Annotated in this window: 8 protein-coding genes; all 8 read left to right on the top strand. The window is 40.6% G+C overall.

The window, feature by feature from the left end:
- The first annotated feature begins 157 nt into the window (after nt 1–157).
- The 8 genes from IJ00_RS04635 (at nt 158) to IJ00_RS28740 (ending at nt 15,278) form a co-directional block, all read left to right on the top strand.
- The gene (locus IJ00_RS04635) at nt 158–5,509 is read left to right on the top strand and encodes an ATP-binding sensor histidine kinase (protein WP_035150530.1); all 5,352 of its coding nucleotides are present in this window, start codon (nt 158–160) and stop codon (nt 5,507–5,509) included.
- A gap of 159 nt (nt 5,510–5,668) precedes the next feature.
- Nucleotides 5,669–6,835, top strand: coding sequence for a sigma-70 family RNA polymerase sigma factor (locus IJ00_RS04630; RefSeq protein WP_035150529.1), 1,167 nt, complete (start codon nt 5,669–5,671; stop codon nt 6,833–6,835).
- Nucleotides 6,836–7,635: 800 nt separating this feature from the next.
- On the top strand, nt 7,636–8,763 hold the full coding sequence (locus IJ00_RS04625) for a DUF1822 family protein (RefSeq protein WP_035150527.1): 1,128 nt from the start codon (nt 7,636–7,638) through the stop codon (nt 8,761–8,763).
- Nucleotides 8,764–8,852: 89 nt separating this feature from the next.
- Nucleotides 8,853–9,014, top strand: coding sequence for a hypothetical protein (locus tag IJ00_RS28745; RefSeq protein ID WP_168163419.1), 162 nt, complete (start codon nt 8,853–8,855; stop codon nt 9,012–9,014).
- A 904-nt stretch (nt 9,015–9,918) separates the two neighbouring features.
- Nucleotides 9,919–12,585: a Mu transposase C-terminal domain-containing protein gene (locus tag IJ00_RS04620; protein ID WP_035150525.1), complete on the top strand. Its 2,667-nt coding sequence runs from the start codon at nt 9,919–9,921 to the stop codon at nt 12,583–12,585.
- Nucleotides 12,585–13,775: an ATP-binding protein gene (locus tag IJ00_RS04615; protein WP_052754384.1), complete on the top strand. Its 1,191-nt coding sequence runs from the start codon at nt 12,585–12,587 to the stop codon at nt 13,773–13,775. The genes IJ00_RS04620 and IJ00_RS04615 overlap by 1 nt, the downstream gene beginning before the upstream one ends.
- A complete protein-coding gene (locus IJ00_RS04610) occupies nt 13,765–14,976 on the top strand; it encodes a TniQ family protein (RefSeq protein WP_035150523.1) in 1,212 nt (403 codons plus the stop codon). Before IJ00_RS04615 ends, IJ00_RS04610 begins: the two co-directional genes overlap by 11 nt.
- Nucleotides 14,977–15,101: 125 nt before the next feature.
- Nucleotides 15,102–15,278: a hypothetical protein gene (locus IJ00_RS28740; protein ID WP_168163418.1), complete on the top strand. Its 177-nt coding sequence runs from the start codon at nt 15,102–15,104 to the stop codon at nt 15,276–15,278.
- Nucleotides 15,279–15,346 lie beyond the last annotated feature (68 nt).

Here is a 15,346-nt window from a genome sequence, read left to right as displayed (position 1 = left end):
CCCGTCAAATTGTCATAGAAAAACACGGTTTTGGAGGTTTAGTTCACCTTAGAACAAGGCATTGTGTCGGACTGTAAAAGCATCTGATACAATCGCCCCATTTTTTGGGAACCCTTAATAATATCCCAGACCCAGGTCAGTTCTCCTAGCCAAATCTATGATATCTTCAACCACCACCTTCCCTCAGTCATTCCCGGAAATTTCCGGTTACAGGCTCACTCAGCAAATTTATTTAGGTTGTCGCACCGTAGTCTATCGAGGGGTACAAACGGCAACCCAGCAGCCTGTGGTGATTAAGGTGTTACGGCGGGAATATCCCAGGTTTGACGAATTGGTGCAGTTTCGCAATCAGTACACCATCACCAAAAACCTGACGATTCCAGGGATTATCCACTCCTTGAGTTTGGAATCATTAGATAGTGGCTATGCCCTCGTGATGGAAGATTGGGGAGGCATAGATTTAGCCAAATACCTGGAACGACAATCGTTAACCCTCCCAGAGGTACTGGAGATCGCGCTCCAACTAACTGAGATTCTCCATGAACTGGTTCAGCATCGGCTGGTGCATAAAGACATCAAGCCCGCCAATATTTTAATTAACCCAGAGTCGAAACAAATCAAGCTCATTGACTTCAGCATTGCTTCTTTGTTGCCCAAGGAAACCCAAGAAATCCAAAGTGCCAATACCCTGGAAGGAACGCTGGCTTATTTAGCTCCCGAACAAACGGGAAGGATGAATCGCGGGATTGACTATCGGGCTGATTTTTATACCTTGGGTGTCACGCTCTATCAATTGTTGAGTGGAAAACTCCCCTTTGAGTCGGATGACCCCTTGGAGCTAATGCATTGCCATATTGCCAAGCAGCCTTTAGCCGTGGATCAGGTGAATCCAGAGGTACCTGCAATGGTTGCAGCGATTGTTTCCAAGCTGATGGCAAAAAATGCCGAGGATCGCTACCAAAGTGCAATGGGTCTGAAACATGATTTACACCATTGTTTAACCCAGTGGAAAACCTGCGGTGAAATCTCCAAATTTGAATTGGGACAGCAGGATTTAAGCGATCGCTTCCTCATCCCCGAAAAACTCTACGGTCGTGAAACGGAAGTTAAAACCCTCCTCGCAGCCTTCGATCGCGTAGCTGGCAATTCCCAATCTCACCCAAATCCCAAATCCGAACTAATGTTAGTTGCTGGGTTTTCAGGAATTGGCAAAACAGCTGTTATCAACGAAGTTCACAAGCCAATTGTCAAACAAAAAGGCTATTTTATCAAAGGCAAATTCGACCAATTCAATCGCAACATTCCCTTTTCTGCCTTCGTCCAAGCCTTCCGCGATTTGATGGGACAATTACTCTCAGAATCAGACGAGCAGCTAGAACAGTGGCGTACCAAAATCCACTTAGCTTTAGGTGAAAATGGACAAGTTCTCGTTGAAGTCATTCCCGAACTCGAGCAGATTATTGGGAAACAACCCCCAGCACCAGAACTTTCAGGAACAGCCGCCCAAAATCGATTTAATTTATTATTTCAAAAGTTTATTCAAGTCTTTACGACTCCAGACCATCCTTTAGTGATTTTTCTGGATGACTTACAGTGGGCAGATTCCGCCTCGCTACAATTGCTGAGTCTGTTGATGAATGAGGGTTCCTATCTCTTGATGTTGGGAGCCTATCGAGATAATGAGGTATCACCCGTTCACCCCTTCATTTTGATGGTGGAAGAACTCAACAAGACTGAGGCGATTGTGAATACCATCACCTTAGCTCCCCTCGCCTTTGCCGATACCAATCGATTGATCGCAGATACACTGAAGTGTTCCCTGGAACTAGCACAGCCACTGACGCAATTAGTCGAGCGCAAAACCCAAGGAAATCCCTTTTTCACAACGCAGTTTCTCAAAGCATTGTATGAAGATGGACAGATCACCTTCAATCGTGTTAGAGGAAACTCAGAGAATGGGAATAGCTGCTATTGGGAGTGCGATATTGCCCAAGTAAATGCCTTGGCACTCACGGATGATGTGGTGGAATTTATGGCGCTGCAATTACAAAAATTGCCTGCCGAGACACAACTAGTAATCCAATTAGCAGCCTGTATTGGCAACCAATTTGACTTGGCGACTTTGGCGATCGTTTGCCAGCAATCACCAACGGAAACAGCAACAGCATTGTGGCGAGCCTTGCAGGAAGGGCTGCTGTTACCCACCAGTCAAATGTATAAGTTCTTTCAAGAGACAGAACAAGTTGACTCGAACCATGTTGCCAATCCCATTTATCGTTTTTTGCACGATCGCGTTCAACAAGCAGCCTATTCTTTGATTCCAGAAGACAAAAAACAAGTCACCCACTGGAAAATTGGTCAATTATTATTACAAGGTACGTCACAAGCACAACAGTCGGAACAGATATTTGACATTGTGAATCAGCTGAATTTAGGCAGGGCAACAATTACCGACTCCCAGCAGAAATACCAACTAGCCCAACTTAATCTGCAAGCAGGGCAGAAGGCAAAACTCTCTGCCGCCTATCAAGCTGCTCAGAATTATTGTGAGATTGGCATTGATTCCTTACCCGATCAGGCTTGGCAGCTAGATTATGCCCTCACCTATGCTCTGTACCGAGATGGTTCAGAAGCCGCTTATCTTTCGAGTGATTTTGACCGAGCTGAAACCCTTTATACACAGGCTCTTGCCCAAGCTCAAACATCCCTCGACAAAGCGACGATTTATCGGGTACAGATGACCCAATATCAACTTCAAGGTCGAAATGCGGAAGCGATCGCCATTCAGCGCCAGAGTCTGCAACTCCTAGGCTGGACAATGCCAACGGAACCAGAGCAGATTCAAGCCAGTCTTGATGAGCAAATTGCTATCGTCAATCGTTACCTAGAACAGCAACCAATTGTATCGATTCTTGAACTGCCGAAGATGGCAGATAGTAACATTGCAGAAATGTTGCGGATTTTACAGATTTTGTTTTATGCCGCATGGCTCGATGGGCAAGGAACCTTGGCTTTACTGGCACTGGCTAAAATGACAACCCTGTCATTCCAGTATGGTAACAGCGATATGTCACCCTTTGGCTATGTGGGGTATGGCTTAATTGCCAATGCCTTACTCAAAGATGCCCATCAAGCTTATCAATTTGGTGATACAGCTGTGCAACTTTGCGAACAGTTTGATAATGCTGATGTCCGAGGTATGACCAATTTCCTGTTTGCGGCGGATGTGCATAGCTGGAGCCGTCCCTTGCAAGCTGCCGATAAATACTACGACAATGCTTTTACCTATGGGATGGATGCAGGGAACTGGTTGACCGTGGGCTTTATGATGATGCAAAGTGGCTCCGATCGCCTTACCTATGGCAAAAATTTGGATGATTTGTATGCGATCGCCCAAACTCATGTAGGGTTTCTGCGTCAGATTAAAAGTTTAGAAAACCTAGATGCTCTGACTGTCGGTGTGCTGCAACCCCTTCGCCAGTTACTCGGGTTAACCACCAACGTTCTCAGCTTTGATGATGAATCATTCAGCGAAGCAGAATATTTGCAAAAATATCACGACACCCCCTATCATCTAGCTTGGTTTTATTCCGTCAAAATTCGCCACGCTTACTTATTCAATCAGCAAACTACCTATCTAACCTTAATTCCTCAACTTACTATTATTGAGTCAACGGTTCCCAGCCATGCCAAGGTTCCATCCAGTGTCTTTTATGTGATTCTTATGCACTTGGCACTAGTTGAAACCGCCCAGAATGAGGCTGATAGAGAGTTCCATTGGCAGGCAATTATACCCCTGGAAGAACGGTTAACCCGTTGGCAACAGGATTGTCCGGCGAACATTCAGCACAAGTGTTTGCTCATCCAAGCTGAAAAAGCACGACTGAAGGGACAAAAATTAGAGGCGATTGATTACTATGATCAATCCATTGCCCAAGCTCAAGCTGAGGGATATGGTTACGAAGCTGCGATCGCCAATGAACTAGCAGCAAAATTCTATCTCGCCTGGGGCAAAGAAAAAGTTGCCGCCGGATATATACAGGAAGCCTACTATTGCTATGCCCATTGGGGAGCCAGAGCTAAAACCAATGACTTGGAAAAGCGTTATCCCAACTTATTACAACCTATTTTTCAATCAACAGCCATACCCCTAAATTTACTTGATAATCTAGCAACGATTACCCCGATTGAATCTATTCATAATCGCACCAATTCCAGTAGTTCTTCCAGCAGCAACATTAATAATATCCTCGACTTTGCCAGCATCCTCAGAGCCGCTCAAAGTCTATCAGGAATTATTGAAATTGGTGAATTGCTCCATCAACTAACCCAAATTATCCTGAAATATTCAGGTGGCGATCGCTGTGCAATTATCCTTCCTGATAGTAATAATGGTTGGCAAGTAGAAGCCCTGGGGACTTCGGAAACTACTACCTTAGTTAATGAACCCCTGATTGGGAATCCCCATTTACCTGTAAAACTGATTAATTACGTCAAAAATACCCAAGGAACTGTGGTAATCGATAATCTTGATACCGATTTACCAGTTATTGATAATTATCTCACTCAACAACAACCCCAAAGTCTCCTTTGTTTACCCCTACTCAACCAAGGTAAAGCGATCGCCATTCTCTGCTTGGAAAATCAAATCACTAGTGGTGTATTTAGTCGTAATCGCTTGCAAATTCTCAATTTCCTCTCTACCCAAGCTGCCATATCCTTAGAAAATGCTAAGTTGTTTCGCGATCGCAAAGCCTACGAAGAGGAACTCGAACAAACTAATGCAGAACTTATCCGTGCAACCCGTCTCAAAGACGAATTTCTCGCTACTATGAGTCATGAATTGCGTACCCCTATGAATGCAATTTTGGGGATGACGGAAGCATTACAGGAAGAAATCTTTGGAGAAATTAACGCACAACAACTGCAAGCTCTAGCTACAGTGGAGCGTAGTGGGAACCATTTACTCGAACTAATTAATGATATTCTCGATGTTTCTAAAATTGCCTCTGGACAAATTGAACTTGACTGCCAAAACACGGCAATTATACCCTTATGTCAGCAAAGTTTAGAATTCATCAAACCCCAAGCAGCGAAAAAATCAATTCAGTTAGTCAGTAAATTACCTACTAATTTGCCCGATTTCAATCTCGATGAACGACGCATCCGCCAAGTATTAATTAATCTGCTAAATAATGCCGTGAAATTTACTCCCGAAGGAGGATGTATTACTTTAGAAGTTATTTATCCAACCACAATTAAACAACAAAATTACTTACAAATTAACGTCAAAGACACAGGAATTGGCATTGCTCCTGAAAATCTCAAGAAAGTGTTTGAACCTTTCATTCAAGTAGATAGTGCGCTAAATCGCAACTATGAAGGTACAGGTTTAGGATTGGCTTTAGTTAAACGTATCGTTGAAATGCATCACGGAGAAGTGACTTTAACTAGTGAGTTGGAGGTAGGCAGTTGTTTTGCGATCGCCCTCCCCTATGTCAGTAAGTAAGCGTAAAAATTATCACTGATTTTGTGCTACTCTGCCAACATCTGCTCTGTAGTCACATAACCTGTTTGACATCTGTAGAAAAAATACTCCGAAAACTTGCGAAAAACTATGTAATTAAATTTGTCTCATGAATTAATTTAGGCTGGGTAGTTAATTTTTATGCACCCTAGAAGTAATAATATTGAAATTTTTTCTACATTCTTGCTCTTGGATGGCAATCGCCTGCAACAATGGGTGACAGATGGACGATTGCGTCAGAGTATGCAAAGGGTTCTCCAGGAGTCTCCCCAGGAATACGGGGAAAACTTTTGGGCAATTTATTGGCACAAATTATGGCAGTCACAATCTCGCAACTTACCGCAAGCACATTTAACCGCATACTTACAGGAAGCTTGTTTTTGGGTAGCGCGGAAAACTGCCAATAACTTGACAAGTACCCAATATAAATTAGCTGACTGTTTTCAAATTGCGATCGCCCAGGTTGAAAAAATTCTCAAAGGGTTTAATCCCCAACAAGGTTTTAGTCTCAAAAATTATGCTAGTGCCATATTTATAACGGTAATTCGGGAGAATCTGCGGCAAAGTCACGAAATGGATATTTGCTCGGAGTGGGGATTATTGCGCAAAACGAGCCAAAAACGCTTACAAGAAGCTTTACAAGCTATATCCCTGCCCCGCGATACTATCACCAATTACACCAGTGCTTGGCAATGTTTCAAATCTCTTTACGCACCCACCCAACCTCAAGGTAGTCGCAAACTCCCACCCCCAGATGCAGCAACTTGGGAGGCGATCGCCACTGCATACAACCAAAAAAATTCTGAAAATATTACCCCTCAAACCCTAGAAACCTGGTTATTAAACATAGCAAAAGCACTGCGTCGTTATCTTCACCCCCCAGTCACATCAATAAATATATCCACATCTGGGGAAACAGGAAACGAACTCATTGATAATATCCCCAGCAATCAACAAGAATCTCTATTAAGTGAAATTATTACCCAGGAAGAGGAAAGCAACAGAGACAAACAACAAGCAGAAATTCACCAACTCCTAACCACCGCACTCACCCAACTCGAACCCCAAACCCAGGAAATTCTCCAACTTTACTACACCCAAGCACTCACCCAGCAAGAAATCGCCCAAAAACTTGCCCTCCAACAATATACCGTCTCCCGTCGTCTCACCAAAACCAGAGAAACCCTTCTCAAAACCCTTGCTCAATGGAGTCAACAAACTCTGCATATTTCCCTCAACTCCGACATACTCAAATCTATCAACACTGTTATGGAAGAATGGCTACAAGGGTATTTTGGGAAGGAGTAATAAGTGAGGAGTAAGGAGTAATAAGTGAGGAGTAATGAGTAATATAGCGTTTCTCATTCTAGTGAGGTATAGAAGAACCCCTCCCCAACCCTCCCCGATTTCGGAAGGGTGCCCGATAGGGCGGGTGGGGTTGTATTTCATCTGATTGGGAAACGCTATAAGTAAGGATTAATAAGTAAGGAGTAAGGAGTAATATTCTCATTCTAGTGAGGTATAGAAGAACCCCTCCCCAGCCCTCCCCGAAATCGGGGAGGGTGCCCGATAGGGCGGGTGGGGTTGTATTTCATCTGATTGGGAAATCCTATAAGTAAGGATTAATAAGTAAGGAGTAAGGATTAATAAGTGAGGAGTAAGGAGTAATATTCTCATTCTAGTGAGGTATAGAAGAACCCCTCATCAGCCCTCCCCGAAATCGGGGAGGGTGCCCGATAGGGCGGGTGGAGTTGTATTTCATCTGATTGGGAAACCCTATAAGTAATAAGTAATAAGTAAGGAGTAATAAGTAATGGGGAATGGGTAGCAGAAAATATCATTCTCCTTCTCTTCTCTAGCATCTACACCCAAATCTCATTACCTCCCTTAATTTAAGCTGTTGATTTTGTACCTTTTACTTGTAATTTCCTATTACAAATTCATGCACAATTCTTTGCCTTAAAAAAATCATTCACTTAATCCACTCATTACTCCCTACTTCCTACTTCCTACTTCCTACTTCCTACTCATTACTCCCCACTCCCTACTCCCTACTCATTACTTCTTCCAAATTATTAATTATGTAACCTTTCCCCAAAAAATATCCTATGCACCACCTACTCCTAGAAATCCCCCCAGATGGGCAAAATCAAGCATGGGAACAAAGCCAAACTTGTTCTCATTCCACCAGTCGCTATCAAGCATATATAAATAGACTCTGCTGGGATGCGGTTTTCCCTTGGTTACAAACCGATGTCACACCCCAAGCAAAGTCTATGACGAGTACCACTGCTTTACCCAGCTTTTGGGAGCTGGTTAACGGATTTGATATCACAGCAGACGGGGTAAGATTTATCTTAGTTCCCAGCGAAAACATTGATTTAGAAGAGTTTCGGGTTCCCCAGGAGTGGGTAGACATACCCAATTGGGTGGGAGATTATTATCTGGCAGTGCAGGTGGAAACGGATGATAACTATGTGCGAGTTTGGGGTTATAGTACCCACAACCAACTGAAAAATCTTGGGAAGTATGACAGCAGCGATCGCACTTATTCCCTAGATGCTGATCACCTGATTAACGATATCACTATCCTCACCCTCACCCCCCCAGAAACCACTCGCACTCCCCTTTCACCGCTCCCCCAAATATCCATCCCCCAAGCACACAATCTGATTAACCGTCTGGGAAACCCTGGAATTATCCACCCTCGTTTAGAAATTCCCTTTCCTATCTGGGGAGGATTAGTTAGTCATGATGGTTGGCGACAAAATTTATACTGTCAGCGCACGGCACAAACCGAACCCTTTTCTGTGTATGAATGGCTGGAAAATGGTATTTCTCGATTCGCTCAACAGTTGGGATGGCAAGCTGTAAATTTGCAACTCAGTACCGCCAGCGCTCGGAGTACGGAAACCATCCCCCATACCACCATTCTCTCACGACAACTCACCATTGCCGGACAACCCTACACCCTGCAACTTATCCCCAGAAGGGAGGGAGATATGGTAATTTGGCGGTTTACATTGCAGCATCATGCTGTTGGTGCATTGATACCCGGTGGTTTTATCCTGCGATTACTCACCGAAGACTTACAAGACTTTGAAAATAATCAGGGGATTGCTACCACTGCCACAGAACAACTATATGTCGAAGTTGCCCTGGAACCAGCAGAAGGTATCATCTGGGAAGTCACCCCCCTTCCAGAAAATTACCAACGGGAAATTCTCCGCTTTTAGAGGGTGGTAGTCTTTATACTGTCATTGCGATCGCGGGGAACCAATCCCATTATTCTGAACCTACCACGACAGCACCCAACTTGGTATGAATGGCGATAGAGCTACGCTCCACCAAAGCGGCGATAGGCTTCCAGCCCGCCGAAGCGGCGATCGCCTATCATTTACCTTTCCTCACAAATCATCCCCCGACTTTCGGCAATTTTGTTAAGAAATATATGGGCTATATTGCTTGTGGGGTAAGGATTTGGTAGGTTTATACATAGAAATTGTATCGAGAAATCGACACCACTCCCCCGAACCTTGAAAACCGCATAACTTCGTTGACTGGTGTCGATACCTTACGCAGCAAGCTTTCCAGACTGCAAAATCGACCATTTTTTGAGAAATTTTTACTGATTTTTCGAGTGGTGTCGATTGAGGTATCTCAAACCCGCTCACAGCAAGGCTTCCAGAAGTGAACTCTTTACAATCACATCTCCCCGAAAGGGGATGGAAACTTTTTCCAGCTACCATTTCACTGGCTTGAAAACGCTTAACTTTACAATCACATCTCCCCGAAAGGGGATGGAAACCTGAATTGCACCAATAATGTTTGCTGTCACTTTACCCAGGTAATGGCACTAAAGTGGAAGCACTTTATGGCACTAAAAAAGCTTGAAAAGCTGATGATTACGTTGCGCGAAAGAGGCGATTCTGAGAATAATGGAAGCAGTAGATGGCACAAAGTATAAAAATAGGACGACTAAAATGGCACAAAGTATGTAAAAGACAGACAAACAGATGAAACCTTTGTATAGAGATGGTTTCAGGGCGAATAGTCATAGGATATTTAGACAATTAGATTTGATTGCATTCTCAAAAACGACGTAAAAATGACATAAAAGCTAGTACATAGGAACTTTTGAACTACTATTTGATAGTACGAAATCGTGAGAAAATGTAAAATTTAATAGACAATATAGTATAAAATAACACTGTATTTAAAAACGCTGAATAATAGTCCAGACAATAGCTTGAGCAATTATAAGCCGGATTTTGTGGAAGCACTTCGTGGCACTAAGTAGAAAAAAATTCATAGTTCTTAAATTTTGAAAGCAAAAAATTTAGATTGAATAGAAGTATGCAATGAAGTAAACATTGCGTACCGGAGTAGCAATGCTGACAGAATCTGAGTTAGAAGAGTGGTCTGCATCACTCGATTTATCATCAGCGCAGTATACAATAATTCAGTCGATACGTAGTTCTCCACCATCAAGACGGGTGAGGGGAAATGCTGGAAACGTAGTCGGTCGATATCCAAGCAAAAAAATGGGTGTGGTGATTCAATTTGAGAGTCATCACAATGAGCTAGCGCGAATATATGAGATGGAATATGACCCAGATGTATTGGAATATTACGACCAGCCACCAAAAATAAAGTTGCAATACACTTGTTTAAATGGACGACGAATAGGAGTACTGCATACAGCAGACTTTTTTGTAATTAGGAGTAAAAGTGCAGGTTGGGAAGAATGTAAAACAGCATCAGAGCTATCAGCTTTAGCATCAAAAATGCCGAATCGCTATCAATTAGATAGTAATGGAAAATGGCGATGTCCCCCCGGAGAGGAGTTTGCTTTAAATTTAGGGTTATATTATGTTGTTCGCTCCGACAAAGAAATAAATTGGAAGAAGCAAAGAAATATCTATTTTTTATCTGACTATTTATCGATTAATCTCGAAGTACCAAGAGAAGATATAGTAAAAATAATCAAAATAATTTCCATATTTCCAGGAATAAAATTATCAGAATTATTAGAAAAAGGTATTAATCCAGACTACATATACAAATTAATTGCAGACCAGACGGTATATGTTGATTTAGATTCATTTTCCCTGAGTACAGAGTTAGAAAGAATTAGTGTATTTGTAAATAAAGAAACGGCTGAAGCACTAGATATATCAAGAAATGATATAGCTTGGAGTCCAAGAAAATTTCTAGACCTAAGTCATGTTGGAGCAATTGGAAAATGGGATGGACAGATATGGCATGTAATAAATGTAGGAGAAAAAAGTATCTCATTACTGTCAGAATCTTCACAAATAATCTCATTACCAAATCAGGAATGGAGAAGGTTAATAGAGCAAGATAAGTTTCAAGCAATCAGTAATACTCAAAATTCTCAAGATATACAAGAATTTTTCAAATGTTCATCAGTTGAAGATTGTATAGAAGCGTCGAGGCGTTATTCAATTATATCTGGTTATTTACAAGGTGAAAAAGCAGATTTTACAGAAGTACCAAGAAGAACATTCTACCGATGGGTAAGAAAGTGGCTTGAGGCGGATAAGCAATACGGTTGTGGATATTTAGGATTATTGCCAAAGCACAAAAATCAAACAGCCAACCAAGGAAAACTACCAGTTCAAACACAAAAACTAATTGATGAGTTTATCGAAAATGATTATCTGAATGTCAAGCAGAAAGGTAAATATGCAACATATTGTAGTTTACGCCAAACCTGTATTGATAAAGGATTGATACCTCCAAGCTATAAAACATTTTTAAAAAACTTGAAAAAAATACCACAGTTTGAAACAAAATTACATAGACAAGGGAAACGCATAGCCTATAAAAATGAATGTTTTTATTGGGAACTAGAGCTAACAACGCCAAGGCACGGTGATAGACCATTTGAAATTTGCCATATAGACCATACAGAATTGGACATTGAACTAGTAAGCTCTTACTCAAAAGTCAATCTAGGTCGTCCTTGGCTAACATTTTTGATAGATGCTTACTCCAGAAGAATATTAGCAATTTATTTAACATTTGACCCACCTTCTTACCGCAGTTGCATGATGGTGATGAGGGAATGCGTCCGTCGCTATGGACGTTTCCCATCCACTTTAGTAGTAGATGGTGGAAAAGAATTTGAAAGTATCTATTTTGAAACATTGCTCGCAGCCTATACTTGTACTAAAAAAACTCGCCCACAAGCAAAACCAAGGTTTGGGAGTGTATGTGAAAGGATTTTTGGTACAGCAAACACAATGCTAATCCATAACCTTCAAGGAAATACACAAATTACTCGTAACCCTAGAGGTGTAACTAAAAGTGTAAATCCAAAAAACTTAGCAATTTGGACACTAGGTAGTTTATACCAAAACCTATATGATTGGGCTTATGAGTTTTACGACAATAAAGAACATCCAGCACTAAGCCAAAGCCCTCGCTCAATGTTTGAGGATGGATTTTTAAGAACGGGATTACGCAGCCATAAAGTAATTAAATATGATGGCAATTTTAAAATATTTACTTTACCAACAACGCCAAAGGGAACTGCAAAAGTAATCCCTAATAATGGAATTAAGATTAATAATATTTATTATTGGCACAATATTTTTCGCCATCCAGAAATAGAAAAAACTCAAGTACCTGTGCGCTACGACCCTTATGATATGGGAGTTGCTTATGCTTATGTTGACAATCAATGGGTAACTTGTATTTCACAGCATTACAGTAGTTTAGTTGGACATTCAGAAAGGGAAATTAGAATTGCATCTGAGGAAATACGCCAGCGTCATAGTTGTGCAAATAGACAATTTGTCGTTACAGCATCGAGTTTAGCTGAGTTTTTGAATAAGTCAGAACAACAAGAGGTAATCTTACTGCAAAGAATGCAGGATATCGAAGCAAAAGAAATATATGCGACAACTCCAAACAATCAAACTCCAGTTATACAAACAACTATGATTGAGATGCTGGAATTACCAATTCAAGAGCCAGAAGAGAAGGAATTGATTGCAGAAGATATTAAACCATACGAGGAGTTTTGGTAATGCATTCTACCTCAGATATTTCCCAAGAAATACTCACCGCATCAGATAATGAAAAAATTAATTATTTTATCAATTTTACTGTTGTACATAGACTTCTAAAACAAGTCTATGAAGAATTTTTAGATGCAATAAATAATCCTGGAGGTGCGTCATTAATTTTTCTATTCGGTCCAACTGGGGTTGGGAAAACAACTCTAATGGCTCAAGTCATGAAAATTATCTTTGAGCAAAATCAAGCTTTAATGATACAGGATTTGTCATTTCTTCCAATAGCTGGTGTCGAAGCACGTTCTCCAGATACAGGTTCTTTTGATTGGAAAGTTTACTATAAAAGTGTTTTAATTGCTTTAAGCGAACCATTTGCTGATTATAAAACTAGAACGGGTAGTCATCGAGTGTATGGGAATGGTGGCGAGCAAAAAACAGTAAAAGTTAAGCCAAATTTGGTAGATTTAAGAGCAGATGTCGAACATATTTTTCAGCAAAGAAGATTAAAAGTTTTTTTAGTTGACGAAGCACAACGTTTTGCCAAAATTACATCCGGTCACAAACAACAAGACCAAATGGATGCAATTCAATCAATGGCTAGTTTTACTCAAACAAGACACGGGTTATTTGGTACATATGAATTATTACAATTAAGAAATTTAAGCGGTCAGCTTAGTCGCAGAAGTATAGATATACATTTTCCTCGTTATCAAAGTGAGAATCCAGAAGATATCAAAGATTTTCAAAGGGTATTAAAAAGTTTCTCCTTTGCAATGCCTTTACCTGAAACTCCTGATTTAGAAAAACACTGGGATTACTTTTATGAGCGTAGCATTGGCTGTGTGGGAATAGTTAAAGATTGGCTCACACAGTCACTCAGAAAAGCTTTGTCTGAATCATCAAATTGTTTAAGTTACAAGCATTTACAAGCTTATGCACCTGCTGTCTCTAAATCTGTGCGAATGTTAACCGAAGCAATTGAGGGTGAGAATATTTTATCATCTGGGGAAAATCAAGTAGAAAAACTTCGTTCATCTTTAGGCTTAGTAGTTCGTGATAACCAAAATATATCTGTTCGGGATACATCAAGCCATCACAATTTATCTACAAGTGCAGAAACCAAAAACAATCGAAAGAAACGCCGTCCTGGGGAACGAAAAATAAATCGGGATATCGTTGGAGGTGGTGGAAATGCTCTCTGATAATTTCAATTTCCAATCGCCGGATTTTACTCAGCAATTAAACCTACCAAAACGCAGTCATTTATATCCATTACAACCATTATTATTAGGCACACCACTAACTGAAAGTTTTACCAGTTATGTAACACGTTTAGCTGCAATTCACCGAGTACCAACAGGAGTTTTACTAGCTCAAGAATTAGCTCCAACGATTAGTCGTTATCCGGTCAAAAACTCTAATCACTTATCTAATCTATTTTTCCACGCCTTTTTTAGTCAAACAGGTGCATGGAATGGGACTGGAACTATGGCACTTGAACCTGTGTTAGTTTTACAGAAACTGACTCAACAACCAAATTTAAAATATCTCACCCTAATTCATTGGCAGAATGTTTTATCAACTCGGAATTTATTACGTAAATATAAAGCTTGGTGTCCACTATGTTATTCAGAATCTAGCCAGAAAGGAATAATGCTTTATGAACCATTAATTTGGTGCGTGTCCGCAGTGAAAATTTGCCCTATACACAAATATCCCTTGATGAATTACTGTCCAAATTGCGGGCAGCATATTTATCTATTAGCTTGGAACACTAAAAATGGCTTTTGCTGTAGATGTCATTATTGGTTAGGCAGCAGTTGTTCAACTATTGAATTGTACAATGTGAATAGACAAGATATCGAATGGCACTCATTTATTGCACAACAAGTTGGTTTATTAATCGCAAATACTCCTTATTTGATTGAAATTCCCAAACGAGAATTTGTTGCTATTGCTATCGATAAGTGTATTGAAGTTTTAACCAAAGGAAATGCTAAAGCCTTTGCACAAGAAATGTTTTTAAGTTCAACTGTTCCCAGGGATTGGCGTGTTGGTAATGCACTTCCTCAACTCGATAAATTATTACGTGTTTGCTATCGACTATCTATCCCTTTAATTGACATTTATTTAGGTCAGCTAAAATTAGATGCTCCTATATATTTAAAGGAATTACCATTATCCGAACAATACTTTAAAACTAATCGTCCCTTTGATGCACAAATGGTACAGGAATTTTTGGAACAGCATCAAGAATCCTTTCCACCTCAGTCGTTAAAAGAGCTTGCGCTTCAAATTGGCTATGATTCAAGAGATTTGTACAAATACTTTCCTGATTTATGCCATGAGATATCTACTCGCTATAAATTATACAAGCCAAAATCATCGAAACCTCATGTATAATATTTAAGGTCTTTGCTACTTTTATACTTTGCTTTTTTTATGGAAGCACTTGATGGCACTGCCCTACTGGAAGCACTTCGTGGCACTTACTGCCAACATGTGGTTCAAGTCACAAAAATTCTTGAATGACTTTACAATCACATCTCCCCGAAAGGGGATGGAAACATCACGAGCTTTCATTGACTTCAGATCCTCATTCAACTTTACAATCACATCTCCCCGAAAGGGGATGGAAACTTGAATACATAAAGCTTTGGGGTGCGGGATTTGAGTATAGTTTTTCTGGGGCGATCGCGGTGTAGAAACTCCAGTTTTATGACCTTGAGATATTGTTGAGTTAGGAATCAAGAGTCAGAATTAACTATACAAG

It is taken from the genome of Calothrix sp. 336/3 (assembly GCF_000734895.2).
GTDB lineage: Bacteria > Cyanobacteriota > Cyanobacteriia > Cyanobacteriales > Nostocaceae > 336-3.
The sequence above is the reverse complement of the archived record's forward strand: the minus strand, read 5'-3'. Positions and strand labels throughout refer to the sequence as shown.

What these genes read in the sequence shown, in the direction of transcription:
- IJ00_RS04635 (WP_035150530.1), top strand. Translation starts at nt 158, where the DNA reads ATGATATCTTCAACCACCACCTTCCCTCAGTCATTCCCGGAAATTTCC.
- IJ00_RS04630 (WP_035150529.1), top strand. Translation starts at nt 5,669, where the DNA reads ATGCACCCTAGAAGTAATAATATTGAAATTTTTTCTACATTCTTGCTC.
- IJ00_RS04625 (WP_035150527.1), top strand. Translation starts at nt 7,636, where the DNA reads ATGCACCACCTACTCCTAGAAATCCCCCCAGATGGGCAAAATCAAGCA.
- IJ00_RS28745 (WP_168163419.1), top strand. Translation starts at nt 8,853, where the DNA reads ATGGCGATAGAGCTACGCTCCACCAAAGCGGCGATAGGCTTCCAGCCC.
- IJ00_RS04620 (WP_035150525.1), top strand. Translation starts at nt 9,919, where the DNA reads ATGCTGACAGAATCTGAGTTAGAAGAGTGGTCTGCATCACTCGATTTA.
- IJ00_RS04615 (WP_052754384.1), top strand. Translation starts at nt 12,585, where the DNA reads ATGCATTCTACCTCAGATATTTCCCAAGAAATACTCACCGCATCAGAT.
- IJ00_RS04610 (WP_035150523.1), top strand. Translation starts at nt 13,765, where the DNA reads ATGCTCTCTGATAATTTCAATTTCCAATCGCCGGATTTTACTCAGCAA.
- IJ00_RS28740 (WP_168163418.1), top strand. Translation starts at nt 15,102, where the DNA reads ATGACTTTACAATCACATCTCCCCGAAAGGGGATGGAAACATCACGAG.